The sequence below is a fragment of the Bradyrhizobium sp. Pha-3 genome, from assembly GCF_042258615.1.
GTDB lineage: Bacteria > Pseudomonadota > Alphaproteobacteria > Rhizobiales > Xanthobacteraceae > Bradyrhizobium.
The window spans coordinates 84,671-110,764 of record NZ_CP170152.1 but is presented as its reverse complement, the minus strand read 5'-3'; the positions used below and the strand labels follow the sequence as shown (position 1 = coordinate 110,764).

At 65.5% G+C, this 26,094-nt stretch carries 22 protein-coding genes; 12 read left to right on the top strand and 10 right to left on the bottom strand.

Translation table 11 applies throughout. The annotated features are described in order from the left end of the window. The first annotated feature begins 269 nt into the window (after positions 1 to 269). Together ACE10Z_RS00510 and ACE10Z_RS00505 are read left to right on the top strand one after the other, a co-directional pair. Positions 270 to 731, top strand: coding sequence for a GNAT family N-acetyltransferase (locus ACE10Z_RS00510; RefSeq protein WP_375790070.1), 462 nt, complete (start codon positions 270 to 272; stop codon positions 729 to 731). A 113-nt stretch (positions 732 to 844) separates the two neighbouring features. Beyond that, entirely contained in the window at positions 845 to 1,441 is a 597-nt protein-coding gene (locus ACE10Z_RS00505) for a glutathione S-transferase family protein (protein ID WP_375786201.1), read from the top strand. Between the two features lie 150 nt (positions 1,442 to 1,591). Here ACE10Z_RS00505 and fabV read toward each other — a convergent pair whose 3' ends face one another. The 3 genes from fabV to fabA all read right to left on the bottom strand — a co-directional run bounded on the left by fabV (position 1,592) and on the right by fabA (position 4,631). Beyond that, positions 1,592 to 2,764, bottom strand: a complete 1,173-nt coding sequence (fabV, locus tag ACE10Z_RS00500) for an enoyl-ACP reductase FabV (RefSeq protein ID WP_375786200.1) — start codon at positions 2,762 to 2,764, stop codon at positions 1,592 to 1,594. Positions 2,765 to 2,842: 78 nt separating this feature from the next. Beyond that, positions 2,843 to 4,066: a beta-ketoacyl-ACP synthase I gene (gene fabB / locus ACE10Z_RS00495; RefSeq protein WP_375786199.1), complete on the bottom strand. Its 1,224-nt coding sequence runs from the start codon at positions 4,064 to 4,066 to the stop codon at positions 2,843 to 2,845. 43 nt (positions 4,067 to 4,109) lie between these two features. After that, on the bottom strand, positions 4,110 to 4,631 hold the full coding sequence (fabA, locus tag ACE10Z_RS00490; protein ID WP_028343922.1) for a 3-hydroxyacyl-[acyl-carrier-protein] dehydratase FabA: 522 nt from the start codon (positions 4,629 to 4,631) through the stop codon (positions 4,110 to 4,112). A gap of 329 nt (positions 4,632 to 4,960) precedes the next feature. Here fabA and irrA point away from each other — a divergent pair, with 329 nt between their 5' ends. Then, positions 4,961 to 5,452 (top strand): iron response transcriptional regulator IrrA, encoded by a 492-nt coding sequence (gene irrA / locus ACE10Z_RS00485; protein WP_375786198.1) that lies wholly within the window; start codon positions 4,961 to 4,963, stop codon positions 5,450 to 5,452. A gap of 68 nt (positions 5,453 to 5,520) precedes the next feature. Here the strand turns inward: irrA and ACE10Z_RS00480 are convergent, their stop codons facing one another. Next, positions 5,521 to 6,045, bottom strand: coding sequence for an SH3 domain-containing protein (locus ACE10Z_RS00480; RefSeq protein ID WP_375786197.1), 525 nt, complete (start codon positions 6,043 to 6,045; stop codon positions 5,521 to 5,523). 333 nt (positions 6,046 to 6,378) lie between these two features. Between ACE10Z_RS00480 and ACE10Z_RS00475 the strand changes: the two genes are divergently transcribed. Further along, a complete protein-coding gene (locus ACE10Z_RS00475) occupies positions 6,379 to 7,383 on the top strand; it encodes a 2-hydroxyacid dehydrogenase (RefSeq protein WP_375786196.1) in 1,005 nt (334 codons plus the stop codon). A 164-nt stretch (positions 7,384 to 7,547) separates the two neighbouring features. On the opposite strand, the gene ACE10Z_RS00470 is transcribed toward ACE10Z_RS00475, so the two are convergent. Together ACE10Z_RS00470 and ACE10Z_RS00465 are read right to left on the bottom strand one after the other, a co-directional pair. Beyond that, a complete protein-coding gene (locus ACE10Z_RS00470; RefSeq protein ID WP_375783368.1) occupies positions 7,548 to 8,834 on the bottom strand; it encodes an IS4 family transposase in 1,287 nt (428 codons plus the stop codon). A gap of 233 nt (positions 8,835 to 9,067) precedes the next feature. Continuing rightward, a complete protein-coding gene (locus ACE10Z_RS00465; RefSeq protein WP_375786195.1) occupies positions 9,068 to 9,979 on the bottom strand; it encodes a LysR family transcriptional regulator in 912 nt (303 codons plus the stop codon). A gap of 121 nt (positions 9,980 to 10,100) precedes the next feature. On the opposite strand from ACE10Z_RS00465, the gene ACE10Z_RS00460 reads away from it, so the two are divergent. Continuing rightward, positions 10,101 to 11,117 (top strand): aldo/keto reductase, encoded by a 1,017-nt coding sequence (locus ACE10Z_RS00460; protein ID WP_375786194.1) that lies wholly within the window; start codon positions 10,101 to 10,103, stop codon positions 11,115 to 11,117. Positions 11,118 to 11,349: 232 nt separating this feature from the next. On the opposite strand, the gene ACE10Z_RS00455 is transcribed toward ACE10Z_RS00460, so the two are convergent. Continuing rightward, positions 11,350 to 12,150, bottom strand: a complete 801-nt coding sequence (locus tag ACE10Z_RS00455) for a ThiF family adenylyltransferase (RefSeq protein WP_375786193.1) — start codon at positions 12,148 to 12,150, stop codon at positions 11,350 to 11,352. A 110-nt stretch (positions 12,151 to 12,260) separates the two neighbouring features. Here ACE10Z_RS00455 and ACE10Z_RS00450 point away from each other — a divergent pair, with 110 nt between their 5' ends. Next, positions 12,261 to 13,634 (top strand): peptidoglycan-binding protein, encoded by a 1,374-nt coding sequence (locus tag ACE10Z_RS00450; protein WP_375786192.1) that lies wholly within the window; start codon positions 12,261 to 12,263, stop codon positions 13,632 to 13,634. Positions 13,635 to 13,845: 211 nt separating this feature from the next. On the opposite strand, the gene ggt is transcribed toward ACE10Z_RS00450, so the two are convergent. The 3 genes from ggt to mutM form a co-directional block, all read right to left on the bottom strand. Then, positions 13,846 to 15,525, bottom strand: coding sequence for a gamma-glutamyltransferase (gene ggt / locus ACE10Z_RS00445; RefSeq protein WP_375790069.1), 1,680 nt, complete (start codon positions 15,523 to 15,525; stop codon positions 13,846 to 13,848). A 108-nt stretch (positions 15,526 to 15,633) separates the two neighbouring features. Then, on the bottom strand, positions 15,634 to 16,197 hold the full coding sequence (locus ACE10Z_RS00440; protein WP_375786191.1) for a GNAT family N-acetyltransferase: 564 nt from the start codon (positions 16,195 to 16,197) through the stop codon (positions 15,634 to 15,636). Between the two features lies 1 nt (position 16,198). Then, on the bottom strand, positions 16,199 to 17,080 hold the full coding sequence (gene mutM / locus ACE10Z_RS00435) for a bifunctional DNA-formamidopyrimidine glycosylase/DNA-(apurinic or apyrimidinic site) lyase (RefSeq protein WP_375786190.1): 882 nt from the start codon (positions 17,078 to 17,080) through the stop codon (positions 16,199 to 16,201). A 140-nt stretch (positions 17,081 to 17,220) separates the two neighbouring features. Here mutM and ubiE point away from each other — a divergent pair, with 140 nt between their 5' ends. The 6 genes from ubiE (at position 17,221) to tsaE (ending at position 26,080) form a co-directional block, all read left to right on the top strand. Further along, positions 17,221 to 17,982, top strand: a complete 762-nt coding sequence (ubiE, locus tag ACE10Z_RS00430) for a bifunctional demethylmenaquinone methyltransferase/2-methoxy-6-polyprenyl-1,4-benzoquinol methylase UbiE (protein ID WP_375786189.1) — start codon at positions 17,221 to 17,223, stop codon at positions 17,980 to 17,982. After that, positions 17,979 to 19,553, top strand: coding sequence for a 2-polyprenylphenol 6-hydroxylase (ubiB, locus tag ACE10Z_RS00425; RefSeq protein ID WP_375786188.1), 1,575 nt, complete (start codon positions 17,979 to 17,981; stop codon positions 19,551 to 19,553). The genes ubiE and ubiB overlap by 4 nt, the downstream gene beginning before the upstream one ends. Positions 19,554 to 19,617: 64 nt before the next feature. Next, positions 19,618 to 21,042, top strand: a complete 1,425-nt coding sequence (gene coaBC, locus ACE10Z_RS00420; RefSeq protein ID WP_375786187.1) for a bifunctional phosphopantothenoylcysteine decarboxylase/phosphopantothenate--cysteine ligase CoaBC — start codon at positions 19,618 to 19,620, stop codon at positions 21,040 to 21,042. Next, positions 21,039 to 21,497: a dUTP diphosphatase gene (gene dut / locus ACE10Z_RS00415; protein ID WP_375786186.1), complete on the top strand. Its 459-nt coding sequence runs from the start codon at positions 21,039 to 21,041 to the stop codon at positions 21,495 to 21,497. The genes coaBC and dut overlap by 4 nt, the downstream gene beginning before the upstream one ends. A 552-nt stretch (positions 21,498 to 22,049) precedes the next feature. Beyond that, positions 22,050 to 24,560: an ATP-binding protein gene (locus ACE10Z_RS00410; RefSeq protein ID WP_375786185.1), complete on the top strand. Its 2,511-nt coding sequence runs from the start codon at positions 22,050 to 22,052 to the stop codon at positions 24,558 to 24,560. Further along, positions 24,557 to 26,080, top strand: coding sequence for a tRNA (adenosine(37)-N6)-threonylcarbamoyltransferase complex ATPase subunit type 1 TsaE (gene tsaE / locus ACE10Z_RS00405; protein ID WP_375786184.1), 1,524 nt, complete (start codon positions 24,557 to 24,559; stop codon positions 26,078 to 26,080). Before ACE10Z_RS00410 ends, tsaE begins: the two co-directional genes overlap by 4 nt. The last annotated feature ends 14 nt before the right edge of the window (positions 26,081 to 26,094 follow it).

The following is a 26,094-nucleotide window of genomic DNA, read 5'->3' as shown; positions in this document are numbered from 1 at the left end:
GGTTGAATCGGCTCACGGCGGTTTCGGTTCACCTCTCCCCGACGGGGAGAGGTCGGATTGCGAAGCAATCCGGGTGAGGGCTCTTGCTCTCTCGATAGGCCGTAACCCCTCACCCGATTTGCTACGCAAATCGACCTCTCCCAAGGGAGAGGTGAACCTCCGATGCCGATCCAGCCTAACCTAATCTCATCATGCCTTAGATTTGAAAGCCTCGTGAGATGCTGGTGGGACTTTCTTGTCCGGACATCCGCCGGCCGAAGGAATCGACGATGATGCTGCCGACCATCCGCCCCGGCCGCCCCGACGAGTATGACGAGATCGCGCGCATCTGGATGGAAAGCTGGGTCTCGACCGGGCTCTCGCAATCGAGCGAGCGTCTGTTGAGCGATCTGCGTGCCCGCCTGCCACGCGAGGTCGCTGGCGGCTGGAGCCTGTTCGTTGCCGACGATCGCGGCACCATCGCCGCCATGCTGGCGCTGCATCGGCCGACCTCGCTGCTCGACCAGCTGATGGTCGCGCCAAGCCATCAGGGCCGGAGCCTCGGACGCCATCTGCTCGCCTTCACGCGCCGGCAGATGCCCGACGAGATCTGGCTGAAATGCGTCCGCGAGAACGAGAAAGCCTGGCGCTGGTACGAGCGCGAGGGATTTGTGTTCGAGAAGGAGGCGATCAATCCGGCCACCGGGTTCATGATGAAGCACTATCGGTGGAAGAGAGCGAAAGTCGCTTAGAGAGCGTTTTCGACCTGAGGTCACGCGATTGCCCCATCCGTCGTGCGTTGCCAATTCGCGGCAGACGCGCGATGTAACGGGCGCTGTTCGTCCACCAAAGAAGGGACCGCACCATGATCAAGCTGTACTGGTCGCCGCGCTCGCGCTCGTTCTCCGCCATCTGGCTCTTGGAAGAATCCGGCCTGGCCTACGAGCGGGTGCTGACCGACATCAGCACCGGCGCGCAAAAATCACCGGAATTCCTCAAGATCAACCCGATGGGCAAGGTGCCGGCGTTGACCGACGGCGATGCCCGGCTCGCCGAAGCCGCGGCAATCTGTGCCTATATCGCCGACCGCTATCCGGAGACGAAGCTCGCGCCGGCCACGAACGATCCGAAGCGCGCACGCTATCTGCAATGGCTGTTCTTCTCGCCGAGCTGCATCGAGCCGGCGCTGATCCAGCTCTTCACCAAGCTCGAAGTGCCGACCAGCACCGCGGCATGGGGAAGCGCGGCGCAGGTGTTCGATGTGCTCGACGCCGAGCTGCAGAAGGGGCCGTGGATCCTCGGCGATCAGTTCTCCGCTGCCGACATCGCGATCGGCGCGGGACTGAACTTCGCGGTGCGCGTGTTCAAGATGGTGCCGCCGCGGCCGTCATTCGAGGCCTATATCGACCGCTGCGTGGCGCGGCCCGCGTTCCAGCGCGCAGAGAAGATCGCGACGGGGTGACGCGATGTAGCCCGGATGGAGCCAACGGGTCGCGCGAACGCGCGCCCGATGACAGGCTCCGCGCAATCCGGGGGAGTCCCTCAGCGGAGGAAGGCCCCGGATTTCGCTTGGCTTCATCCGGGCTACGAAGAAACGAATTTTCGAACGGACCTAACCCGGGACGACGCGAGGATCGACGTCCTGCGTGTAGTCGACGCCGTCGATGCCGAAGCCGAACAGGCGGAGGAACTGGCTCTTGTATTCGCCGAGATCCGCCAATTCGCCGAGCGTCTCGGTGGTGAGCAGCGGCCAGCGCCGGGAGACTTCCGTCTGCACGTCGGGCGAAAGCTCCCAGTCGTCGACCCGGATGCGCTGCGCATCGTCGAGTTCGACGCCCTTGCCGAGGCGGGTGCGGAACAGGCGATCGATCTGCTCGATGCAGCCCTCATGGAGCCCGAGCTGCTTCATCACCTTGAACAGCACCGTGCCATAGAGCGGCACCACCGGAATCGCCGAGCTCGCCTGGGTGACCACGGCCTTCAGCGCGACGACGCGGGCGGCGTCCGCACCGAGCCGGCCCCGGATCGCTTCCGCCTTGCTGTCGAGATCGACCTTGGCGCGGCCGAGCGTGCCGTTCCAGTAGATCGGCCAGGTCAGCTCGCTGCCGATATAGGTGTAGTTGAGCGTCCGGAAGCCCGGCGCCAGCACGCCGGCATCGGCGAGCTGGTCGATCCAGCGCTTCCAGTCATCGCCGCCCATCACCGCCACCGTGGCCGCGGTCTGCTCCTCGTTGGCAGGCTCAAGGGTGGTCTGGAACACCTCGCCAGTCTCGGTGTCGAGCGTCTTGATCTCGACCGGGGCGCCGAGCGGCTTGATGACCGAGCGATAGGTCTTGCCGGTGTCCGGGTCGGTCCGGACCGGCGCCGCCATGCTGTAGACCAGCATGTCGAGCTGTCCGAACTTCTCGCGCACGCGTTCGATGAAGGTTGCCTTCAGTTCGTCGGAGAAGGCATCGCCCTCCAGCGTGAGCGGCGAGCGTCCGATCTTCTCGGCCTCGATCTCGAAGGCGCGGTTGTTGTACCAGCCGGCGCTGGCGCTTCTCTTTTCCGTAGGCTCGCGCTCCAGCGAGACGCCGATCGTGTCGGCGCCGCCGGCGAAGGTCGCCACGATGCGGCTCGCGAGGCCGTAACCGGTCGAGCAGCCGAGCACGGCAACGCGTTTCGGGCAGTCCGCGACCGGGCCCTGCTTGAGAACGTAAGCGATCTGTTCGCGGACATTCGTGGCGCAGCCGACGGGATGTGCCGTCGTGCAGATGAAGCCTCGCACGCGCGGTTCAATAATCATTCCCACCCCATTCCGGATCGTTGCAATATCCCCATTCGCTGCCTGTGGACCTCCCTCAGCAAGCGAGGAGAGGCGAAATCAGGCATCAAGCCGCCTGAATACCAGCGTGGCGTTGGTTCCGCCGAAGCCGAACGAGTTCGACAGCACGGTCGTGAGTTTGGCGTTGTCGATGCGCTTGCGCACGATCGGCATGTCGGCGAACACCGGGTCGAGCTCGGTGATATGCGCGCTTTCGCAGATGAAGCCGTTGTTCAGCATCAGCAGCGAGTAGATCGCTTCCTGCACGCCGGTGGCGCCGAGCGAGTGGCCGGTCAGCGCCTTGGTCGCCGAGATCGGCGGACACTTGTCGCCGGTGCCGAACACCTTGCGGATCGCCTCGATCTCCGGCGGATCGCCGGCCGGCGTCGAGGTGGCGTGCGGATTGATGTAATCGACCGGCGTGTCCACCGTCGACATCGCCATACGCATGCAGCGCTCGGCGCCCTCGCCCGACGGCGCCACCATGTCGTATCCGTCGGAGGTCGCGCCGTAGCCGACGACCTCACCGTAGATTCGGGCGCCGCGCGCCTTGGCATGCTCGAGTTCCTCGAGCACCACGACACCTGCACCACCCGCGATCACGAAACCGTCGCGGCTGACGTCGTAGGGACGCGAGGCGGTCGCCGGCGTGTCGTTATACTTGGACGACATGGCGCCCATGGCGTCGAACAGCACCGACAGCGTCCAGTCGAGTTCCTCGCAGCCACCGGCGAAGATGATGTCCTGCTTGCCGATCTGGATCGTCTCGTAGGCATTGCCGATGCAATGGTTCGACGTCGCGCAAGCTGAAGAGATCGAGTAGTTCACGCCCTTGATCTTGAACCAGGTCGCGAGCGTCGCCGATGCGGTCGAGGACATTCCCTTGGGCACAGCGAAGGGACCAACGCGCTTCGGGCCCTTGGCGCGCGCGATGTCGGCGGCCTCCACCAGCGTGCGCGTCGACGGTCCGCCGGATCCCATGATGATGCCGGTGCGGATGTTGGAGACTTCGTTGTCCTCGAGGCCGGAGTCGCGGATCGCCTGTTCCATGGCGACGTGATTCCATGCAGCACCTTCGGCAAGGAACCGCATCGCGCGGCGATCGATCACCTCGGCGGGATTGAGCGTCGGCGCACCGTGCACCTGCGAACGGAAGCCGAGCTCGGCGGCCTTCTCCGCGCGCGAAATGCCCGACTTTGCCTCGTAGAGGCTCGCAAGCACTTCCTGGGTGTTGTTACCGATGGACGAGACAATCCCCATCCCCGTGATGACAACCCGCCTCATGTTCGCCTCGCCCTGCCTTTATGTTGCCGCATGATGATCCTGCTCAAGATGGCGCCGTGCCCTGCTTGAACAATCCGACCTTCAAGTCCTTGGCGCGATAGATAATCTCGTCGTCCATGGAAAGCCACCCGTCGGCAATTCCAAGCACGAGCTTTGACCGCATCACGCGCTTGATATCGATGTTGTACACAACCTTGCGCGCGTGCGGCAGCACCTGTCCGGAGAACTTCAGCTCGCCGAGGCCGAGCGCGCGGCCACGACCTTCGCCCCCGATCCAGCCAAGGTAAAAGCCGACCATTTGCCACATGGCATCGAGGCCGAGACAGCCCGGCATCACCGGATCGTTCTTGAAATGGCAGCCGAAGAACCAGAGATCCGGTTTCACTTCGAGCTCGGCGCGCACCAACCCCTTGCCGTACTCGCCGCCGGTTTGCGAGATCTCACTGATGCGATCGAACATCAGCATCGGTGGCAGCGGCAACTGGGCGTTGCCGGGACCGAAAAGCTCGCCCCGCCCGCAGGCCAGCAAATCCTCGTATTCGTAACCGCCGCGCCGATCCAGCATCCTCTTTCCACCTCTGATGTCCCGATGAAGCGCTTTGCTTGGTCGGACCTTAATCTACCCACGGGAACCGGAATAACCCGTCCCGCATCTTGGCGCTACCTGGGTACGCTACCGACCTGTTATCTCTGCCGAAAGCGCATATGTGGTCCGCGCGCTCTCTAACATAGGGCCAACTGGGCGGCAAAGCGGCATTCCGATGATAAATTACCGCTTCTCCTTAGGTTTCTACCGCAGCTTGGATTCGTTCTAGTTGCGAAAAACTTGCATCTGATGGGCATCCTTTTTATATTTATGAGGAATATTGCCTGAGTTGGGTGCATAGAGTGGATATGAACGACGAAGTACCGGCTGTGAACGATGATGCCGTGCACCCGGCTGCCCGGGGCGCTGGGCACCACCCTGCCCTGACCGGCTGTCCGTGGCATGACGTCAACGAGATGCTGCAGTCTGCCGGCCTCCGGCCGACCCGTCAGCGCATGGCGCTGGGCTGGCTGCTGTTCGGCAAGGGCGCCCGCCACCTGACCGCTGAAATGCTGTACGAGGAAGCCACGCTGGCCAAGGTTCCGGTGTCGCTGGCGACCGTCTACAACACGCTCAACCAGCTGACCGATGCCGGCCTGCTGCGTCAGGTCAGCGTCGACGGCACCAAGACCTATTTCGACACCAACGTGTCGACGCATCACCACTTCTATCTCGAGCATAATCACGAGCTGGTCGACATTCCCGACCCGAACCTCATGCTGTCGAAGATGCCCAACGTGCCTGATGGCTACGAGATTTCCCGCGTCGATATGGTCGTGCGGCTACGCAAGAAGCGCTGACGCAATTTTACTGTCGATTGAGTTGCGATGGCCGGGCTCGTCCCGGCCATTGTCGTTTCAGGACTGCGTCAGTCCACCTTCTCGTCGGCGTAGACGCCCCACAGGCGTTGCTGCTCGATCCAGCCGTCGAACCCGCTGCCGGTGACCCGGCACCAGTTATTGGCGCATTTCTTGACCTGTGCGACGACGCCGGCCTGCAGGCGCGCCGCGATGGCGCTGGTGGCATCGGGACGATCGTAGAGCGAGGCCAGATCGTCCTTGTTCTTCATCGTGACGACCGCGGTGCGGCGGCCGGACAGCAGGGAGTGATAGACCCAGCCTTCGGCGCCCTCGGAATCGCGCACCCGGCGCCAGTTCTCGAACTCGGCGGTGATTTCGACCGGCAGCCCCGACCGCGTGTAGACCCAGGCGACATCATTGTCCTTGGTCGGGCCGGCCCGGACGTTCACGTGATCGGACTTCAGGCTGACATAGCGCGGAATCGGCAGGCCGCTGGTGGTGGGGCTCAAATCCTTGGCGGTATGTCCGGGCATGACCGACGCACTCAGCATGCTCCCGACCAGAGCCACCAATGAACCCAAACGCCAGACCATCAACTCGTCTCCTGCCGAGATGCCCAACCCGCATTCGGCGAGCTGCAACCCAAACCCAACTGCGCCGGCGCTGTTCGTTCCCTGCCCGCATGGATCCGAGGGGTTCTTGTCTTGGCCCGGCCTTCTGCTAGAGAGGACGGAACGCCTGAGAGCCAGAACACCCGAATTTCCCGTTGTCTCCCCTTGGCGACAGCCGGGGCAAGTATCGGGGAACCCTAGGAAACGCGAAGGAAACGCCGGGACAGCGCGGCTATCAGCAGTGTCGAACAACCGGGTTAATGAGGCCTCAACGGCTCGGTTTTTGACGGGCCGCGCGCCTCATGAAAGCAGGACATGTCGGTGAAGAAAAAGCCTCTCGTCGTCGTCACCCGCAAGCTGCCGGACTCGATCGAGACCCGGATGCGCGAGCTGTTCGATGCCAGACTGAATCTCGACGACACGCCGATGACGCCGGAACAGATCGCCGAGGCGGCGAGGACCGCCGACGTGCTGGTGCCGACCGTAACCGACATGATCCGCGAGGACGTGATCAATCAGCCCGACTGCAAGCTGAAGCTGATCGCCAATTTCGGCAACGGCGTCGACAATATCGACGTCACCGCCGCGCATGCTCGCGGCATCACGGTGACCAACACCCCGAAGGTGCTGACCGAGGACACCGCCGACATGACCATGGCGCTGATCCTTGCGGTGCCGCGGCGCCTGATCGAGGGCGCCTCGATCCTCACCGAAGGCAAACAGCACTGGGCGGGCTGGTCGCCGACCTGGATGCTGGGCCATCGCATCGGTGGCAAGAGGCTCGGCATCGTCGGGATGGGCCGCATCGGCCAGGCCGTGGCGCGCCGTGCCCGCGCCTTCGGCCTGCAGATCCACTATCACAACCGCCGCCCAGTGGCGCCTATGATCGCCGAAGAGCTCGGGGCGACCTATTGGGAAAGCCTCGACCAGATGCTGGCGCGGATGGACATCATCTCGGTGAACTGCCCGCACACGCCGGCGACCTATCATCTGCTCTCGGCGCGGCGGCTCAAGCTGATCCGCAAAGAGGCCTATGTCGTCAACACCGCGCGCGGCGAGGTGATCGACGAGGACACGCTGATCAAGCTGATCGAAGCCGGCGATATCGGCGGCGCAGCCCTCGACGTCTATGAGCACGAGCCCGCGGTGAACCCGAAGCTGGTGCGGCTCGCCCGGGCCGGCAAGGTGACGCTGCTGCCGCATATGGGCTCGGCCACCATCGAAGGCCGCGTCGAGATGGGCGAGAAGGTGATCATCAACATCCGAACCTTCCTCGATGCCCACAAGCCGCCGGATCGCGTGCTGCCGAGCATGTTGTAGGAACTCAGTAGCCCGGATGAAACCATCGGGCTCTAAGACCAACATTCGGTGTCGTCCCTGCGAAAGCAGGGACCCATACGCCGCGGCGGTTGTTGTTGAAGGGATTCGTCGTTCCGACATCGCGCACAAATAGACATTTGTGGTTATGGGTCCCTGCGTTCGCACTAGGGCATGCACAGATCTCTGAGGCTCCATCCGGTGGCGACAGCGTGGAAGTATTCGAGGCCGTTCTTGAACGTGATCGGGCCTGGCGGCTTGGACGAAGGATAGCCATCCCATCCGCCGAGGCGGCCGATGATCCATGCGGCCCATGCGAGGCAGTCTGGCGGATGCGGATTCTTGAGCCGTTTGCTGCTGGTTTCGAGCTGCTGATTGAGGGCGACGAGGGCAGCGACCTCGCCAGGATTGAAGACGATGTGGAGCGGCTGCCGACTGCCGTTGCGCGCTTGCAGGAGCTGGATGGTGATGACGGCGGCCTTGGCGGCGATGGCGACCAGCTTGAGGAGCCGGTCGGCGGAGGCGATCTGGCTGTCTTCGAGCCTGAAACCTTGGGTTTTGAGGACGCGGAAGAACTGCTCGATGAGCCAGCGCTGCTTGTACCACTCAACGATCCGCCAGGCGTCTTCAGCCTTGGCAATCGGGTGAGAGGTGAGGAGCCGCCAATGCAGCGGCTCGACGCTGGAGGCGCCGACCTCGCGCACGTCGACGACGGCCAGCGGCAGGTTTTGGGGCAAATGGCGCAGGAACTTGGTCTGGGGTCGGGCAAGCTCGATGGCGCCAAAGCGCAGCTCGAGCTGAACCTGACGCGCAGGTCGCGACGCGCGGGCAGGCAACTGGATGGCGCGCTGATCCACCGCAGCCATGGCATCGCTGACCGCATACAGGCCGCTCGCGTCGGCCAGTTTGCGATCATGCATGCTGCGGGCGATCACGTGGCATTGCTGCTCGGCCGCGCTGGCATACAGGGCAAAGATGTCGCTCTCGCGGTCACCGATCACGGTCACCATCGCAGCGCCGGCGAGCAGTGGCTTGGCGGCGATCACAGTAGACATCCAGCGCTGCGATTCCTTGTCCGACAGCTCGCGCAGGTCGTGCGAGACGGTGCGGCGGCCCTCGCGCGTCCACACCTCGCCGCTCAAAAGGCCGAGGCAGGTGCCGGCGTCCGCATCCACCGCCAGCATCGGATGCAGCAGCACGCCGTAGCTGTTGCCCTTGGCGATCTCTCCGAGCCCGCGCCGGCGTTGCGGCGTGGTGTTGAAGTGGATCTCGCTGGTGTCCTGGATCGCCAACACATGGCGGCCCACGACCGCTGCAACCGTGCTTTCGCTCCAGCTTTCGATGATCCGCTCCGCTGTTACCTTGGTGTTGCCGAGGAAGCGGTTGAACCGCACCTCCAGCGCGCGGTCACCCTTGCAAAGTCGCCGCAGGCAGACGTCCTTGCCCGCGACCATGCGTCCGACGAACGCCGCCCCCCTTTGTCGAGACGACGATCCCCGAATCTGCCCAACGTCCAGTCGATCCGCAACAACATGCTGACACTCCGTCCAAACCGAAGTGCCGTAATAGGAATCACATCAATGGGCGATTCTGGAATCCCCCCAGCCCGCCCCGAGTCAATCCGCCACACCAGATCTGTGCATGCCATAGTGCGTTCGCAGGGACGACGATGTGGTGACGGCCCGCCCTATTTCTTCCGCCGCGTCTGCTTGCGCCAGTCGGCGACGAACGACACGAAGGCGGCGAGCGCCGGCGGCGGCTGGCGCCGGCTCGGATAGTACAGGAACGGCCCGTCGAACGGCGGACACCAATCGTCGAGCACGCTGACCAGCGCGCCGGATTTGATGCCGTAGCGGACATAGCCCTCGAACGTCGCCCAGTAACCGACGCCGTCATGGACCGCGCGCAGCGCGAGGCCGAGATAGGTCGCGGTCAGCTTGGCCGGCGGCGAGATCTTCACCACGCGGCCGCTCTTCTCGAACTCCCAGTCGAACATCACGCCGTTGCTGAAGCGGCTGCGGATGCAGGCATGCGCCAGCAGATCCTTCGGATGCATCGGCCGGCCGTGCTTCGCGACATAGTCGCGCGACGCCACCACCGCGTAACGCTGCGGCGCGCCGAGCTGGACGGCAATCATGTCCTGCGCCAGGTGCTCGCCGTAGCGCACGCCGGCGTCGAAGCCCTGCGCGACGACGTCGACGAACGCACTCTCGGCGACGACGTCGAGCTCGACTTGCGGATATCGGGCGAGGAACGGCGCGATCATCGGCGCCAGCACCAGATCGACCGCGGGTGGCGGCGCGTTGATGCGAAGCCGCCCCGACGGCTCGGCGCGCAGGCCGCGCACCTCGGTGATTGCGTCGCCGACGTCGGCGATCTCCGGCGCGACGCGGGCCAGCAGCACTTCGCCGGCTTCGGTCAGCGCGACGCTGCGGGTGGTGCGGTTCATCAGGCGGACGCCGAGCCGCTCTTCCATGTCGCGCAGGCGCTGGCTGAGGCTCGAGACCGAGACGCGCTGCTCCAGCGCCGCCCGCCGAAAGTTGCGCGTGCGCGCCACCGCCACGAAGGCGTCGAGGTCGCGAAGGTCGAAATCCTGCATTGTTCGATATAGTGAACAACCCGTTCGGGATTGTCCAGCTTATCCCGAAAGCCGGATCGGCCCATATCAGCCGCATCATTTCGCGGCGGATCATCCGCCGCAACATCTTGGGAACACCACCATGGACACACGCAAACTCGGTTCCACCGGCCCGACGGTTTCGCTGATCGGCCTCGGCTGCATGGGCATGTCCGACTTCTACGGTCCGACCGACCGCAACGAGAGCATCGCCACCATCCATGCCGCGCTCGATGCCGGCATCACGCTGCTCGACACCGGCGACTTCTACGGCATGGGCCACAACGAGATGCTGATCGGCGAGGCGATGGAGAGCCGCAGCCGCGACAATCTCGTGATCAGCGTCAAGTTCGGCGCGCTGCGCGATCGCAACTACGGCTTCCTCGGCTATGACTGCCGGCCCAATGCCGTGAAGAATTTCGCCGCCTATTCGTTGCAGCGGCTCGGCGTCGATCACATCGATATCTATCGCCCGGCACGGCTCGATCCCAATGTGCCGATCGAGGACACGGTCGGCGCGATAGCCGACATGATCAAGGCCGGCTGGATCAGGCATATCGGCCTGTCGGAGGTCGGCTCCGACACCATCCGCCGCGCCCACAAGGTGCATCCGATCGCCGATTTGCAGATCGAGTATTCGCTGATCTCGCGCGGCATCGAGACCGACATCCTGAAGACCTGTCGCGAGCTCGGTATCGGCATATCAGCCTATGGCGTGCTGGCGCGCGGGCTGATCAGCGGGCACTGGTCGAAGGACCACGCGGGCGCAAAGGATTTCCGTCTGATAAGCCCGCGCTTCCAGGCCGGCAACATCGACACCAACCTGGCGCTCGCCGATCGGCTGCGCGTCATCGCCGACGAGATCGGCGCCTCCCCGGCGCAGGTCGCAATTGCCTGGGTCGCGGCGCAAGGCAAGGACATCGTGCCGCTGGTCGGCGCGCGGCGGCGCGAGCGGCTGACCGAGGCACTCGGCGCGCTCGATGTAAAATTGACCGCGGCGCATCTCGCCGCACTCGCCGAAGCATTTCCGCCCGGCGCCGCTGCCGGCGGACGCTATCCGGAGGAGCACCTCCGGCACATGGACAGCGAGAAGCCCGCGACGGCGTCTAGAGCGGGATGATTTTGGTTGAATCGGCTTGCCGCGGGTTCGGTTCACCTCTCCCCGTCGGGGAGAGGTCGGATTGCTCTCGGCGATGCGAAGCATCGTCCGGTGCAATCCGGGTGAGGGCTCTTGCTCTCTCGATAGACCGTAACCCCTCACCCGATTTGCTGCGCAAATCGACCTCTCCCAAGGGAGAGGTGAACCTCCGATGCCGATCCAGCTCAACCTAATCTCATCATGCTTTAACGAACTACAGATGACCGCTCAGATCGGTGATCCCGGGCGCATCACCGTTGAGCGGGTTCTGCGGATCGCGCGCGTAGCGCAGGGTCTCGAACCGCATCGCGCGCGCATCCACCATCAGGAGGCGCCCGACCAGGCCCTCGCCGAAGCCGACGATCTCGCGGATCGCCTCCAGCGCCATCATCGATCCCAGCACGCCTGCGAGCGCGCCCATCACGCCGGCCTCGGCGCAGGCCGGCACCGTGCCCGGCGGCGGCGCCTCCGGGAACAGGCAGCGATAGGTCGGGTTGAACTCGCCTTCCGCATTCTTCTCATGCGCGCGGATCGTGGTCAGCGAACCGTCGAACTGGCCCAGCGCCGCCGTGATCAACGGCCGTTTCGCGAGAAAGCAGGCATCGGCGACGAGATAGCGGGTTTCGAAATTATCGGAGCCGTCGAGCACGAGATCGTAATTTGCGATCAGCGCCATCGCATTGCAGGCCGTGAGCCGCATTGGATGCGCCTCGAACGCCACATGCGGGTTGAGCGCGCGGATCTGCGCCGCCGCGCTGTCGACCTTGCGCTGGCCGATGTCGGACGTCGTATGGATGATCTGGCGCTGCAAATTGGAGAGCGAGACGATATCGTCATCGATCACGCCGAGCCGGCCGACGCCGGCGGCCGCCAGATACATCAGCACCGGCGCGCCGAGACCGCCGGCGCCGATCACCAGCACCGACGCCTTTTTCAGCGCATTCTGGCCGGGGCCGCCCACCTCGCGCAGCACGATGTGGCGGGCATAGCGTTCAAGTTCGTCGGCACTCAGCATGAGGATGTCCTGCGCGCTATCCCTGAACCGGAGCGCGGTTGTTGCCGACCAAGCAGATGTGCTTAATTGCGTGGACGTCAATGGTATCAGTCATTTCCCCCGGATTTGTCATGAGATTGGTGCTTTCGGCAACATTGATGGTCGCGGCCACGATGGTCGCAGATATTGGCGCCGCAAACGCCCAATTGACGCCGCCGTCGACGGCCGGGACCAAGCCGAAGACCGTGACGACCGTGCCGGTCCGCCCCGCCTTGCAGAAGCCGGAGGAAACCGCCAATGCGATGGCGCAGGCCGAGCGGCTGGCGCTGCAATCGGATCTCGCCTGGGTCGGCGAATATAACGGCGCGATTACCGGCGACGTCAGCGAGCGCATGGTCAATGCGATCAAGGAATTCCAGAAGAACCGCGGCGGCAAGCCGACCGGCGTGCTGAACCCGCAGGAGCGCGGCGTGCTTGCCGACACCGCGCGGCGGAAGCAGGAGAGCGTCGGCTGGAGGGTCGTCACCGAGCCTGCCACGGGGGCGCGGCTCGGCATCCCCACCAAGCTGGTGCCGCAGCTCACCAGCGACGCATCCGGCGCCAAATGGACCTCACCGACCGGCACCGTCCAGGTGCAGCTCGCCCGGCGCAAGGAAGCGAGCCCGACCACCGCAAAGCTCGCCGAGTTGGAGAAGAAGGAGCCGGCCGGCCGCACCATCGACTACACCGTGGTGAAACCGGATTTCTTCGTGCTGTCGGGCATGCAGGGGCTGAAGAAATTCTATCTGCGCGGCACCCTAAGGGGTGACGAGGTCCGCATCCTCACCATCCTCTACGATCAGGCGATGCAGACCACGGTCGAGCCGGTGGTGATCGCGATGTCGAGCGCCTTCAACGCATTTCCGTCCGGCGTGCAGGCCGGGCCGCCGCCGCGCAGGACCGTCGAATATGCCACCGGCGTCGTGGTCAGCGACGATGGCGCAATTATCACCGATCGCATCGCGACTGACGACTGCATCGCGCTGACGATCCCGGGCTACGGCAATGCCGATCGGGTCGCCGCGGACAAGGAGCACGATCTCGCTCTGCTGCGCATCTATGGCGCGCGCGGGCTGAAGCCGCTCAACATCGCAGGCCAGGCGACACAGGCCGCGCTCGACATCACCGGCATCGCCGATCCGCAGAACCAGGGCGGCGGCGCGGCCGCGAGCAGCGTCAAGGCCTCGGCGGCGCAACTCGGCGGCGGCGATCAGGCGCTATCGCCGGCACCGGCGATCGGGTTCTCCGGCGCGGCGGCGCTCGACGGCGGCGGCAAGTTTGCCGGCATCGCGGTGCTGAAGCCGGTCATCGTTGCAGGGCCCGCGAACGCCGCGCCGCCGGCACAGGCCGCGCTGGTGCCGGCCGACACGGTGCGCAACTTCCTGAAGGCCCACGGCGTCAACGCAGCGGGCGAATCGGCGGACGCCAAGGCCGCCGTGGTCCGCGTGATCTGCGTCAGGAAGTAGGACGCTGTCATCGCCCGCGAAGGCGGGCGATCGGGTATTCCAGAGACTCCTGTGATTCAGCCACGGCTCTTCCCATACGTCGTCCTGGCGAAAGCCAGGACCCATAACCACCGCATTCAGCGATGAAACCGGATCGCGGCCCCGGTGTCGCACAACAATGAGATTTGGGGTAATGGGTCCTGGCTTTCGCCAGGACGACGTTGAGGCGGCGTCACCTCAGCGCAAACCGCACCCCGGCGCGGGCCAGACCGCCGGCGATGCCGACCGGTGTGCCGTCGGCGCGCCAGCAGGCCGCGCCCGACATGGTGCCGTCAACGTGGAACTGGATCGCGTTCATGCCGCCGGCGACCGTCGGCACGACCTGCACCTTGTGGCCCTTCGCCGACAGCGCGGCGCGTATGCTCTCCGGTATCGCCTGCTCGAGCTCCAGCGCATTGCCCTCGGTCCAGACCCGCGGCGCCTCGACTGCCTCTTGCAGGTCCATGCCGTGATCGATCAGGTTGATCAGCGCCTGCATCGCGCTCGGGAAGATGCGCTTTCCGCCGGGCAGACCGAGCGCGTAGACCAGTCTGCCGTCGCGCAGCGCCATCATCGGCGACATCGAGGTGGTGACGCGCTTGCCTGCGGCGAGCGACATCGCGTGCCCCGGCCGCGGATCGAACAGGTTCATGTAATTGTTCGGCACCGTGCCGAGGCCCGGGATCAGGATCTTGGCCCCGAACAGATTGTTGATGGTCTGGGTGGTCGCCACCACATTGCCCATCGCATCCGCCGCCGTCATGTGCGTGGTGTGCGCGCTTTCGAGCTGCGTGACGCCGGCGCTCCAGGCCTGCGCGCGGTCGGGATCGATCGCGCGGCGGCGCTCGTCGGCATAGGCCTTCGAGGTCAGCCGCTCCACCGGCACGTTGATATAGGCGGGATCGCCGCTCGCGGCCGCGCGATCGGCAAAGGCGATCTTCAGCACCTCGGCGAGATAATGGATCGTCTCGGTCGTGCCGAATCCGAGGCGCGCGATGTCGTAGCCTTCGAGGATGTTCAGCATCTGCGTGATGTGCACGCCCGACGCTGCCGGCGGCGGGGGCCCGAGGATTTCCCAACCGCGGTAGTCGCAGCGGATCGGCTGCCGCTCGACGGTCTTGTAGGCCGCGAGATCCTCTTGCGCGATGAAGCCGCCATTCCTCTTCATGTAGTCGACCAGGATGTCGCCGAGCGGCCCCTGGTACAGCGCGTTGTCGCCATGATCGGCGATATATTTCAGCGTCTCGGCATATTCGGCCTGCACCACGCGCTCGCCCGGCTTCACCGGGGTGCCGCCAGGCAGATAGATCGCCGAGATCGGCTTGTCCTTCAGCATCTCCTCGGCGCCGTCGGTGATGCATTCATGCAGATAGGGCGTCGCCGCATAGCCGCGCGCGGCGTGCTTGATCGCGGGCTGCATCACGTCGGCGAGGCTCATGGTGCCGAAGCGGCGCAGCGTCTCGCACCAGGCCTTCAGCGAGCCCGGCACCGCGACCGCCTTCGGGCCGTTCAAATTCTCGTTGCCGACGGTGTCGAACACGTCATGCGCCGAACCGGGCTTCGAGGTGTAGGTATCCGGCTTCACCGCTTTCGGCACCGTGCTCTGGCCGTCGATGAAGCGATGGCTGCCGTCGGCGAGGCGGATATGCGCCATGCCGCCGCCGATGATGCCGACCATCATCGGCTCGACCACGGTCAGCGTGAACAGGGTCGCAATCGCCGCATCGATCGCGTTGCCGCCGGCGGCCAGCATCTCGGCGCCCGCGCTCGATGCCAGCGGATGATTGCTCACCACCATGCCGCGGCTGCTGGTGGCCGGCTGCTTCTCACACTGAAAGCTTGTCGCGGCGCGATCACGCCAATTGCCGTTCATCGCCATTGTGTTCTCGTTGTTGATGGAGCGATGGGACCCATGTTCTGCGGCCTCGCATCCGCGGTCAAGCCGCCGCGAATTCCCTCACGGCGGCATTCGCAACCGGGGTCACGTCGCCGCGCGATCGCGCAGCCAGGTTTCGCGCGTGACCTTCCACTTCTCCGCTCGGGATTCGCCGTTGTGGTGCGGAAGTTCGACGAAGCCGACGAATTCGGCTCCGGTCTTCTGCTTGACCCGGCGCGAGGCGACATTGGACTGCGCATTGCAGACATGGAAGTGATCGAGGCCGAGCGTCAGGAAGGCGAAATCATTCACGGCGGCGATCGCCTCGGTCATCAGTCCTTGATTCCAGTAAGGCTCGGCCAGCCAGAAGCCGCGATTGCCCTTGCGGCCGTCGGCGCGCGGCCGGAAATTGATGTTGCCGATCGCCCCGCCATCGCCAGAGCGCAGCACCAGCACCCATTGATAGCTCTCCTCGCCGGCCGCGATCTTGTCCAGCTCGCGCTTGATGAAGCTTTCCGCGCCGTCGTCGGGATACGGCCACGGCACCACCGTGGCGAGCGTCCTGATCACGTTCCAATTGTTAAAGTGACGCTGGATCGCAGCGGCATCCGACGGCGCAAGCGGCCGTAGGATCAGGCGTCGCGTCTCGATGCGCGGCGTCTCGAACATGTTATTTCTGGCACTTCGGGCACCAGAACGTCGAACGGCCGTTCTGGGTGAAGCGCTTGACGATGCCCTCGCAGCCTGACGTGCGGCAGGTCTCGCCTTCGCGGTCGTAGACCTGGAAGGAATGCTGGAAGTAGCCGAGATCGCCGTTGGTCAGCCGATGGTCGCTGATCGAGGAGCCGCCGGCCTTGATCGCCTGGTTGAGCACCGAATGGATCGCGTCGACCAGCCGTTTGGCGTGGTCGGTCGGCTCGGCCTTCTTCGTTGCAAGCGTCGCGGCCAATCGCCGCGGCGACAGGTGCGAGCGAAACAGCGCCTCGCAGACATAGATGTTGCCAAGTCCCGCCACCACGCGCTGATCGAGCAACGCGGCCTTCAGGCTGGTCTTCTTGTTGTGGCAGGAGCGCGCCAGCATCGCCGCGTCGAATTCGTTGCCGAGCGGCTCAGGTCCGAGCCCCTTCAACAGCGGTTCATCCTCGATCGCGTTGCGGGCGATGATCTTCATATAGCCGAAGCGTCGCGGATCGTTGAAGACGACGGCCGCGCCGGACGACATGTGGAACACGACATGATCGTGCGCGCGATCCTCGCTGCGCGGATGGTGGAATTGCCCCGGCGCCGCCGCGCCGTCCTGCTTCAGCACGCGGAACGAGCCCGACATGCCCAGATGCATCAGCAGCACGTCGCCGGAGTTCAGGTCCGCCATCAGATATTTGGCACGGCGGCCGAGCCCGGTGATGGTCTGGCCCTCGAGCCGGGCGATGAAGTCTTTTTGAAACGGAAACCGCAAATCCTTGCGGCGGGCCTCGGCCTTGAGGATTTTGGACCCTTCCATGGCCGGTTGCAGGCCGCGGCGGACGGTCTCGACTTCGGGTAATTCCGGCATGGCAGGCATTCACCTTTTGGGAGTGACGTGATAGCGCCATTGCGGCCGCCGCGCTATGGTTTGGCTGGAGCGTTTTCGAGCGAAGTGGGTCCCGGTTCGCGTGAAGAAAACGCGACCAAAAAGGGTAAGAGTTCTGAGTGATGGATCGGCCGGATCAAACCACCCATTTCGGCTTCAGGGACGTGCCCCTGGGCGAGAAGCAGACGCTGGTGAACGAGGTGTTTCACAGCGTGGCGTCGCGCTACGACCTGATGAACGATCTGATGTCGGCAGGCCTGCACCGGGCCTGGAAGGACGTCATGATCACGACGCTCGACCCGCCGAAGGGCGACCGGCCGTTCGCGCTGCTCGACGTCGCCGGCGGCACCGGCGACATCGCGTTCCGGGCCGCCAAGACCGCAGGCGCGGGCTTCCACGCCACGGTCTGCGACATCAATACCGACATGCTCGCCGTCGGCCGCGAACGAGCCGCCAGGCAGCATCTCGATGACCGCGTGTCGTTCGTCGAGGGCAATGCCGAGGCATTGGGTTTCGCCGACCGCGCATTCGACGCCTACACCATCGCGTTCGGCATCCGCAACGTGCCGCAGATCGACCTCGCGCTGCGCGAAGCCTACCGGGTGCTCAAGCCCGGCAGCCGCTTCCTGTGCCTGGAATTCTCCACTGTCGATGTGCCCGGCCTCGACAAGATCTACGATCTGTTCTCCTTCAAGGTGATCCCACCGCTCGGCCGCGCCGTCACCGGTGACGCCGAGTCCTATCAATATCTCGTCGAGTCGATCCGCAAATTCCCGCGGCCGAGCGCGTTCGCCGAAATGATCGGCGCCGCCGGCTTTTCGCGCGTGAAGTGGCAGAGCCTCTCCGGCGGCATCGTGGCGCTGCATTCGGGCTGGCGTTTGTGATCTCTGCACTGACCCACATTTCGCGCCTTGCCCGCGCCGGCTTCGTGTTTGCGCGCGAGGGCGTGTTCGGCGTCGTCGATCCCTCGCTGGTGCCGCCGCCCGGACAGCTCGCGCTGAAGCTGGCGCGGCTGATCGAGCGCCGCTCCGCCAAATCCGGCCCGCGGCTGTCGCGTGCGCTGACCCGGCTCGGGCCCGCCTATCTCAAGCTCGGGCAATTCCTCGCCACCCGGCCCGACGTGGTCGGCGTCGCGATGGCGCGCGATCTCGAAGCCCTGCAGGACCGGCTGCCGCCATTCGCGCAGGAAGAGGCCGAAGCTGTCCTCACGCAATCGCTGGAACGGCCGCTGTCGCAGGCCTTTGTCCAGCTGGGTCCGGCGGTCGCGGCAGCCTCGATCGCGCAGGTGCATCGTGGCGAGGTCGAGCGCGACGGCGTGCGGCATCAGGTTGCGGTCAAGGTGCTCCGGCCCAATGTCGCCGCGCGGTTCCACCGTGACCTCAGCGATTTCTTCTTTGTCGCGCACAAGGCCGAGGCGCATTCCGCCGAGGCGCGCCGTCTGCGGCTGATCGAGGTCATCAACACGATGTCGCGCTCGGTCGCGATGGAGATGGACCTGCGGCTCGAGGCGGCCGCGCTGTCCGAGATGGCCGAGAACACGCGCGACGATCCGGATTTCCGCGTGCCCGCGGTGGATTGGGATCGCACCGCCCACAGCGTGCTGACGATGGAATGGATCGACGGCATCGCGCTGAACGATCACGCTCGCCTTGCGCAGGCCCAGGTCGACCTGCCCGATCTCGGCCGCAAGGTGATCCAGAGCTTCCTACGCCACGCGCTGCGCGACGGCTTCTTCCATGCCGACATGCATCCGGGCAATCTGTTCCTCGACGAAGCCGGCCGACTTGTTGCCGTGGATTTCGGCATCATGGGACGGCTCGGGCTGAAGGAGCGGCGCTTCCTCGCCGAGATCCTGCTCGGCTTCATCACCCGCGACTATCGCCGCGTCGCCGAGGTGCATTTCGAGGCCGGCTATGTGCCGGGCCATCATTCGGTGGAGAATTTCGCGCAGGCGATCCGCGCCATCGGCGAGCCGATCCACAACCGCACCGCCGAGGAAATCTCGATGGCGAAGCTGTTGACGCTTCTGCTCGAGGTCACCGGCCTGTTCGACATGCAGACGCGGCCCGAACTGATCCTGCTGCAGAAGACCATGGTGGTGGTCGAGGGCGTGGCGCGCGGCTTCGATCCCAAACTCGACATCTGGAAGGTCGCAGACCCGGTGGTGCGCGAATGGATCACGCACAATCTCGGCCCGGCTGGACGCATCCAGGGCGCGATATCGGGTGTGGGCGAGCTCAGCCGCGTCATCGCCAACCTGCCGTCGATCGCCAGCCGCGCCGTGACGGTGCTCGAGCAGCTGGAGACCATGACGCGGGAGGGCCACATGCTGTCGTCCGACTCGATCGACGAAATGGCCCGCGCCGAGGCCCGCAAGGCGCGGGTACAGACCGTCGGCCTCTGGGTCATTGCCGCGGCCCTGATCGCAATCTTCTTCGCGATCCGCGCGCACTGATTGCAATGCATGCACCATGTGATAGCATCGCTATCATATTTGAGCACGATGCTGGGGGCACGCCATGGCCAGCCTGACCATCCGCAAACTCGACGACACGCTGAAGGCCTATCTGCGGCTGCGCTCCGCCAGGAACGGGCGCTCGGTCGAGGAGGAGATCCGGGTGATCCTCCGGGACCTCGCAGAGGGCGGTACCGAGCCCGCAGAGACGCTTGGGACGGGTTCCCTGGCAGTTGCAGCCCCTGCTCCACGGATCACCAGCGTGGCCGGCGAGCCCAGGGTGACCCTGATCATTGGCGGCGGGATCGCAGCCTACAAAGCGCTGGATTTGATCCGTCGGCTCAAGGAGCGGCACATCCAGGTCCGCTGCGTGCTGACCAAGGCGGCCCAGCAATTCGTCACCCCGCTCGCCGCCAGCGCGCTGTCGCATGAGCGCGTCTACACCGACCTGTTCGACGCCGAGAGCGAGTTCGACGCCGGCCATATCCGCCTGGCGCGGGACTGCGATCTGATCGTTGTGGCGCCGGCGACCGCCGACCTGATGGCCAAGATGGCGCAGGGCCATGCCGACGATCTCGCCACCGCCACCCTGCTTGCGGCCAACCGGCCGATCCTGCTGGCGCCGGCGATGAACCCGCTGATGTGGAACAACCCGGCGACCCGCCGCAACGTGCTGCAGCTGCGCCGTGACGGCGTCCATACCGTCGGTCCGAACGCGGGGGAAATGGCGGAAGCCGGCGAAGCCGGCATCGGGCGGATGGCCGAGCCGACCGAGATCGCCGCCGCCGCCGACCGCATGCTGCGCCCGCCGCAGCCGCGCCCGCTCGCCGGCAAGCGCGTGCTGATCACCGCCGGCCCGACCCATGAGGCGATCGATCCGGTCCGCTACATCGCCAACCGCTCGTCCGGCAAGCAGGGCTTTGCCATTGCCGCCGCGGCGCGCGCCGCCGGCGCCGAGGTCGTGCTGGTGACCGGCCCGGTCGAGCTCGGCGATCCCCTGGGGATCTCCGTGATGCGCGTGGAGTCCGCGCGCGACATGCTGCACCGGGTCGAGGCGGCGCTGCCGGTCGACGTCGCGATCTTCGCCGCCGCGGTCGCCGACTGGCGGGTCGCCACGGAAGGCAGCCAGAAACTGAAGAAGACCGCGGCCGGGATGCCGCCGCTGCAGCTGGTCGAGAACCCCGACATTCTCGCGACCATTTCGAAGCTGAAGGAGAAGCGGCCGCCGCTGGTGATCGGCTTTGCCGCCGAGACCGAGCATCTGATCGAGAACGCCAAGGCGAAGTTCGCGCGCAAGGGCTGCGACTGGATCGTCGCCAACGACGTCTCGCCGGCGACCGGCGTGATGGGCGGCGACCGCAACACCGTTCATTTGCTCTCGCGCGAGGGCAAGGACGTCACCGTCGACTCCTGGCCGGTCATGACCAAGGAAGAAGTCGCGAGCGCGCTGGTGTCGCGTATCGCAAGAGCCGTAGGAACCGCATCGTGAGCGCCATCATCAAGGTCGAAGTCCACCAATTGCCGCATGGCGCAGATCTTCTGCTACCGATCTACCAGACCGCCGACGCGGCGGGGCTCGATCTCCTGGCCGCGGTGCCGCGGTCGGCGCCGCTGCTGCTGCTGCCGGGCCGCTACGAAATGGTTCCAACCGGACTGACGATCGCGCTGCCGCCGGGCTATGAGGCGCAGGTGCGGCCGCGTTCCGGCCTTGCCGCCAAATACGGCGTCACGGTGCTGAACTCGCCCGGCACGATCGACGCCGACTATCGCGGCGAAATCAATGTGCTGCTGATCAATCACGGCCACGAAGTGTTCTCGATCCGGCGCGGCGAGCGCATCGCGCAAATGGTGATCGCGCCGGTCACAAGGGCCGAGCTGGTTCCGGTCGACGTGCTGTCGCCGACCGAGCGCGGCAGCGGCGGCTTCGGCTCGACCGGACGCTAGAACGGCGGGCTCCACTTCACCTCGCCCCGCGTGCGGGGAGAGGCATAGGCCGCCCTCGGCGGCCGTTCTCAAGAACGCCGAAGCAGAGCTTCGGCTATGACGCATCGTTAGATGCGTTCCGGGTGAGGGGGACTCTCCGCAAACACAGCTATCACCGTATCTGCGGAGACGGCCCCTCACCCCAACCCTCTCCCCGTAAGAACGGGGAGAGGGAGCCAAGCGCCTTCGCGACCGGCGAAGTGTGCGGCCGTCTCCGCAAGATCACGCTTCGGGGCGCGCTCTCCGCGCGAATACGGAGCCAATTCGCATAAAATCCACATCAGCCGCCGCATTTTTTCACAGCGGATTCTGCGTTCACGGTCTGGACTCTTACTCGCCGAGTCCGGTTGGGACTATTCTGGATTGATTCGAGCGCGACGGGGGGTCTTCGTCGGGCTGTTGGGTCCTGCTTGGGCATGATCCCCGGACAAACGTTATACGTTTGCCGTGGGGGAATACCGGTCTCCTGTTTTCCGGATCATGCCTTAAGGTTTGTGCGTTCTGGGGCAACATATGTCGGGCGTAGTCGCGGCAATGCGTCGAACCCTGCTGTCATGCACCTCACTGGCGCGCGACGGCATGCTTGGGCTCGCCATCACCGCATTGCTGCCGGCCCGCACGTCCTTTGCCGCCGAGAGCCTGGTGGCTCAGGCGATGTCGGATCATTTCGGCTTCAACCATCAGGAGGTCGCGGTTCTCGCGACGTCGTTCGCGCTGGTCGGCTTCTCCGCCGTCGCCGCGATCCTGTTGATGCGCACCCGCCTGCGCGCGACGAGGAATGAGGAGCAGCTGCAGTCCGAGATCACGGACCTGCAGGCGCAATCGGACCGGCTGCGCGCGCTGCTGTTCGTCGAGCCGCAGGTCCTTATCTCCTGGGCCGCGGGCGACAACCGGCCGCAGATCTCGGGCGACGTCTCGCTGGTGATGTCGCAGGAGAGCGCGCCGCAACGCATCCTCGCCTTCGGAACCTGGCTGCCGCCCGAGCCGGCGTTGCAGATGGACCACGCGGTCGACGCGCTGCGCGAGAAGGGCGAGGCATTCCTGCTCAACCTCTCGACCTCGGCCGGCCGCGCCATCGAGGCGATGGGCCGTGCGATCGGCGGCCAGGCCATCGTGCGAATCCGCGAACTCGGCGGCCTGCGCCGCGAGCTCGCCGAATCCAACCTGCGCTACAAGACGCTGCAGGAGGAGACCGAGCTGCTGCGCGATTTCGCCGCCGCCGCGCCTTGGCCGATCTGGGCCAAGAGCCTCGAGGGCAATCTGCGCTACGCCAACGCGGCCTATGTCCGCGCCACCGAGGGCAAGAGCGTGTCGGATGCGCTGCAGCGCAATCTCGAACTGCTCGAAAGCGACCAGCGCACCGAACTGACCCGCGCGCTGAACGACAATGCCAATTACGCTGCACGGCTGCCGATCGTCGTCAGCGGCGAGCGGCGGATCTACGACGTCCAGGCGCTCAAGCTGTCAGGCGGCAGCGCCGGCATCGCGATCGACGCCAGCGAAGCCGCGGCGTTGCGTGCGGCGATCGCACGGATGGTCGAAGCGCACCGGCGTACCCTCGATCAATTGTCCTCGGGCGTCGCGGTGTTCGATGCCGACCGGCGGCTCACCTTCTACAACGAGTCCTATCGGCGGCTGTGGGGCCTCGACCAGGCCTTCCTCGACAGCAACCCCGACGATTCCAGCGTGCTGGACCGGCTGCGCGCCAACCGCAAGCTGCCCGAGCAGCCGGACTTCCGCGCCTGGAAGGCCAAGCTGCACGAAGCCTATCGCGCGGTCGAATCCGAGACCTACACCTGGTTCCTGCCCGACGGCCGCGCCATCAGCGTCGTCACCACGCCGAACCTCGAGGGCGGCGTCACCTATCTGTTCGACAACGTCACCGAGAGCCTCGACCTCGCGCGCCGCTACGACCGCCTGACGCGGGTGCAGCGCGAGACCCTCGACAATCTCGGCGAGGCGGTCGCGGTGTTCGGCAGCAATGGCCGCGCCGAGCTGTTCAACCCGCCGTTCGCCAAGATGTGGAAGCTGCCGGCCGATGCGCTGCAGGGCGAGCCGCATATCGAGGCGGTGGAGGCGCTGTGCCGGCCGCTGTTCGACGATGCGCTGACCTGGCGAACGCTGCGCGAGCAGATCACCGCGATCGAGAACCGCGCCCAGGTCGCGCTCAAGCTGGAGCGCAAGGACGGCAGCGTGCTGAACTGCATGACCATCCCGCTGCCCGACGGCAAGACCTTGCTGGCCTTCCAGGACATCACCGACACCGAGAATGTCGAGCGGGCGCTGCGCGAGCGCAACGAGGCGCTCGAAGCCGCCGACCAGATGAAGGTGGATTTCGTCCACCACGTCTCCTACGAGCTGCGCGCGCCGCTCACCACCATCATCGGCTTCGCGCATTTCCTCAGCGATCCCTCGACCGGGCCGCTGACGCCGAAGCAGGCCGAATATCTCGACTACGTCACCAAATCGACCAACGCGCTGCTGGCGCTGACCAACAACATTCTCGATCTCGCCACCATCGACGCCGGCGCGATGAAGCTCGAGCTCGGCCCGGTCAATATCGGCCAGGCGATCGAGGCTGCCGCCGAAGGCATCCAGGACCGTCTCGCGACCGACCGCATCACGCTGAAGGTCGACATCGAGCCCAACATCGGCGCCTTCGTCGGCGACGAGCGGCGCGTGGTGCAGGTGCTCTACAATCTGCTCGCCAACGCGGTCGGCTTCTCGCCGCATGACGCCACCGTCACGATCAGCGCGCACCGCACCGAGCACAGCGTGGTGTTTTCGGTGACCGATGCCGGTCCGGGCATTCCGGCCGAGATGCGCGACAAGGTGTTCAACTGGTTCGAGAGCCATTCCCACGGCTCGCGGCATCGCGGCGCTGGGCTCGGCCTGTCGCTGGTCCGCTCCTTTGTCGAACTGCATGGCGGACGGGTGCGCGTCGATTCGACCGTAGGCCGCGGCACGACCGTGACCTGCGACTTCCCGATCGACCAGACCGCGCATCGTAACGCCGCGGAATGACGGCGACCTCGACATTCTCGGTGGCCCTCGCGAACGAAACCGCGACGGCCGAGCTGATGGCCGACCTCGCGCTCTTGATCGGCGCCGGCGACGTCATCACGTTGTCGGGCGATCTCGGCGCCGGCAAGACCGCGGCCGCCCGCGCGCTGATCCGCTACCTCGCCACCGACGACGCGCTGGAAGTCCCGAGCCCGACCTTCACGCTGGCGCAGACTTATGACCTGCCGTCGTTTCCGCTGGTTCATGCCGACCTCTACCGCATCAACGATGCCAGCGAGCTCGAGGAGATCGGGCTGTCGCCGCTGCCCGACGACATCGTGGCGCTGATCGAGTGGCCGGAACGTGCGCCGGACGCCATGCCCACTGATCGCATCGACATCGCATTCAGCCACCGCCCGGCGCTGGGATCGGCGGCCCGCGCGGCCGAGATCACCGGCTATGGCAAGGGCGCGGCGAAGGTTGCGCGGCTCCACGAGCTGCGCCAGTTCCTCGAACGCGGCGGCTTTCTCAACGCCCGGCGCGAGCGCATGCCGGGCGATGCCTCGACGCGCTCCTATGCGCGGTTGCGCAACGACGACGGCAGCGTCATCCTGATGAACTCGCCGCGCCGCCCCGACGGCCCGGCGATCTACAACGGCCGGTCCTACAGTGCAGCGGTGCATCTCGCCGAAGACGTCAGGCCTTTCGTCGCCATCGGAAACGGCTTGCGCAAGCATGGCTTCTCCGCACCCGCGATCCGCCACATCGATCTCGAAACCGGCTTCCTGATCACCGAGGATCTCGGCGCCGAAGGCGTGATCGAGGGCGACCCGCCGCAGCCGATTGCCGAGCGTTACGAGGCCGCCGTCGACATGCTGGCGGCGTTGCATCGCGAGGCGCTGCCCGACACGCTGCCGGTAACATCAGACGAGAGTTACGACATCCCCGTGTTCGATATCGACGCCTGGCTGATCGAGATCGGGCTGATGCTGGAATGGTACTTGCCCGATCGCGGCGTGCAGCCGAGCGAGGAGCTCCGCACCGAGTTCCTCGGGATGTGGCGCGGCCTTCTGCAGAAGCCCGCCGCGGCGCCGCAGACCTGGGTGATCCGCGACTTCCATTCGCCGAACATCATCTGGCTTGCCGAGCGCACCGGCATCCTGCGCGTCGGCATCATCGACTTCCAGGACGCGCTGCTCGGCCCTGCGGCCTATGACGTGGTGTCGCTGCTGCAGGATGCGCGGATCGACGTGCCCGAGCAACTCGAGCTGTCGCTCTTGACCCGCTACATCAAGGCGCGGCGCGCCACCGACGAGAGCTTCGATCCCGCCGGCTTCGCCGAGCTCTATGCGATCATGTCGGCGCAGCGGAACACCCGCCTGCTCGGCACCTTTGCGCGGCTCAACCGCCGCGACGGCAAGCCGCAATATCTGAAGCACCAGCCGCGGATCTGGACCTACCTCGAACGGTCGCTGGCCCATCCGGCGCTGGCCACCTTCCGCATCTGGTACACAGCCAACGTCCCTCCCCCAGTACCTTAGTTTACGGGTTATTA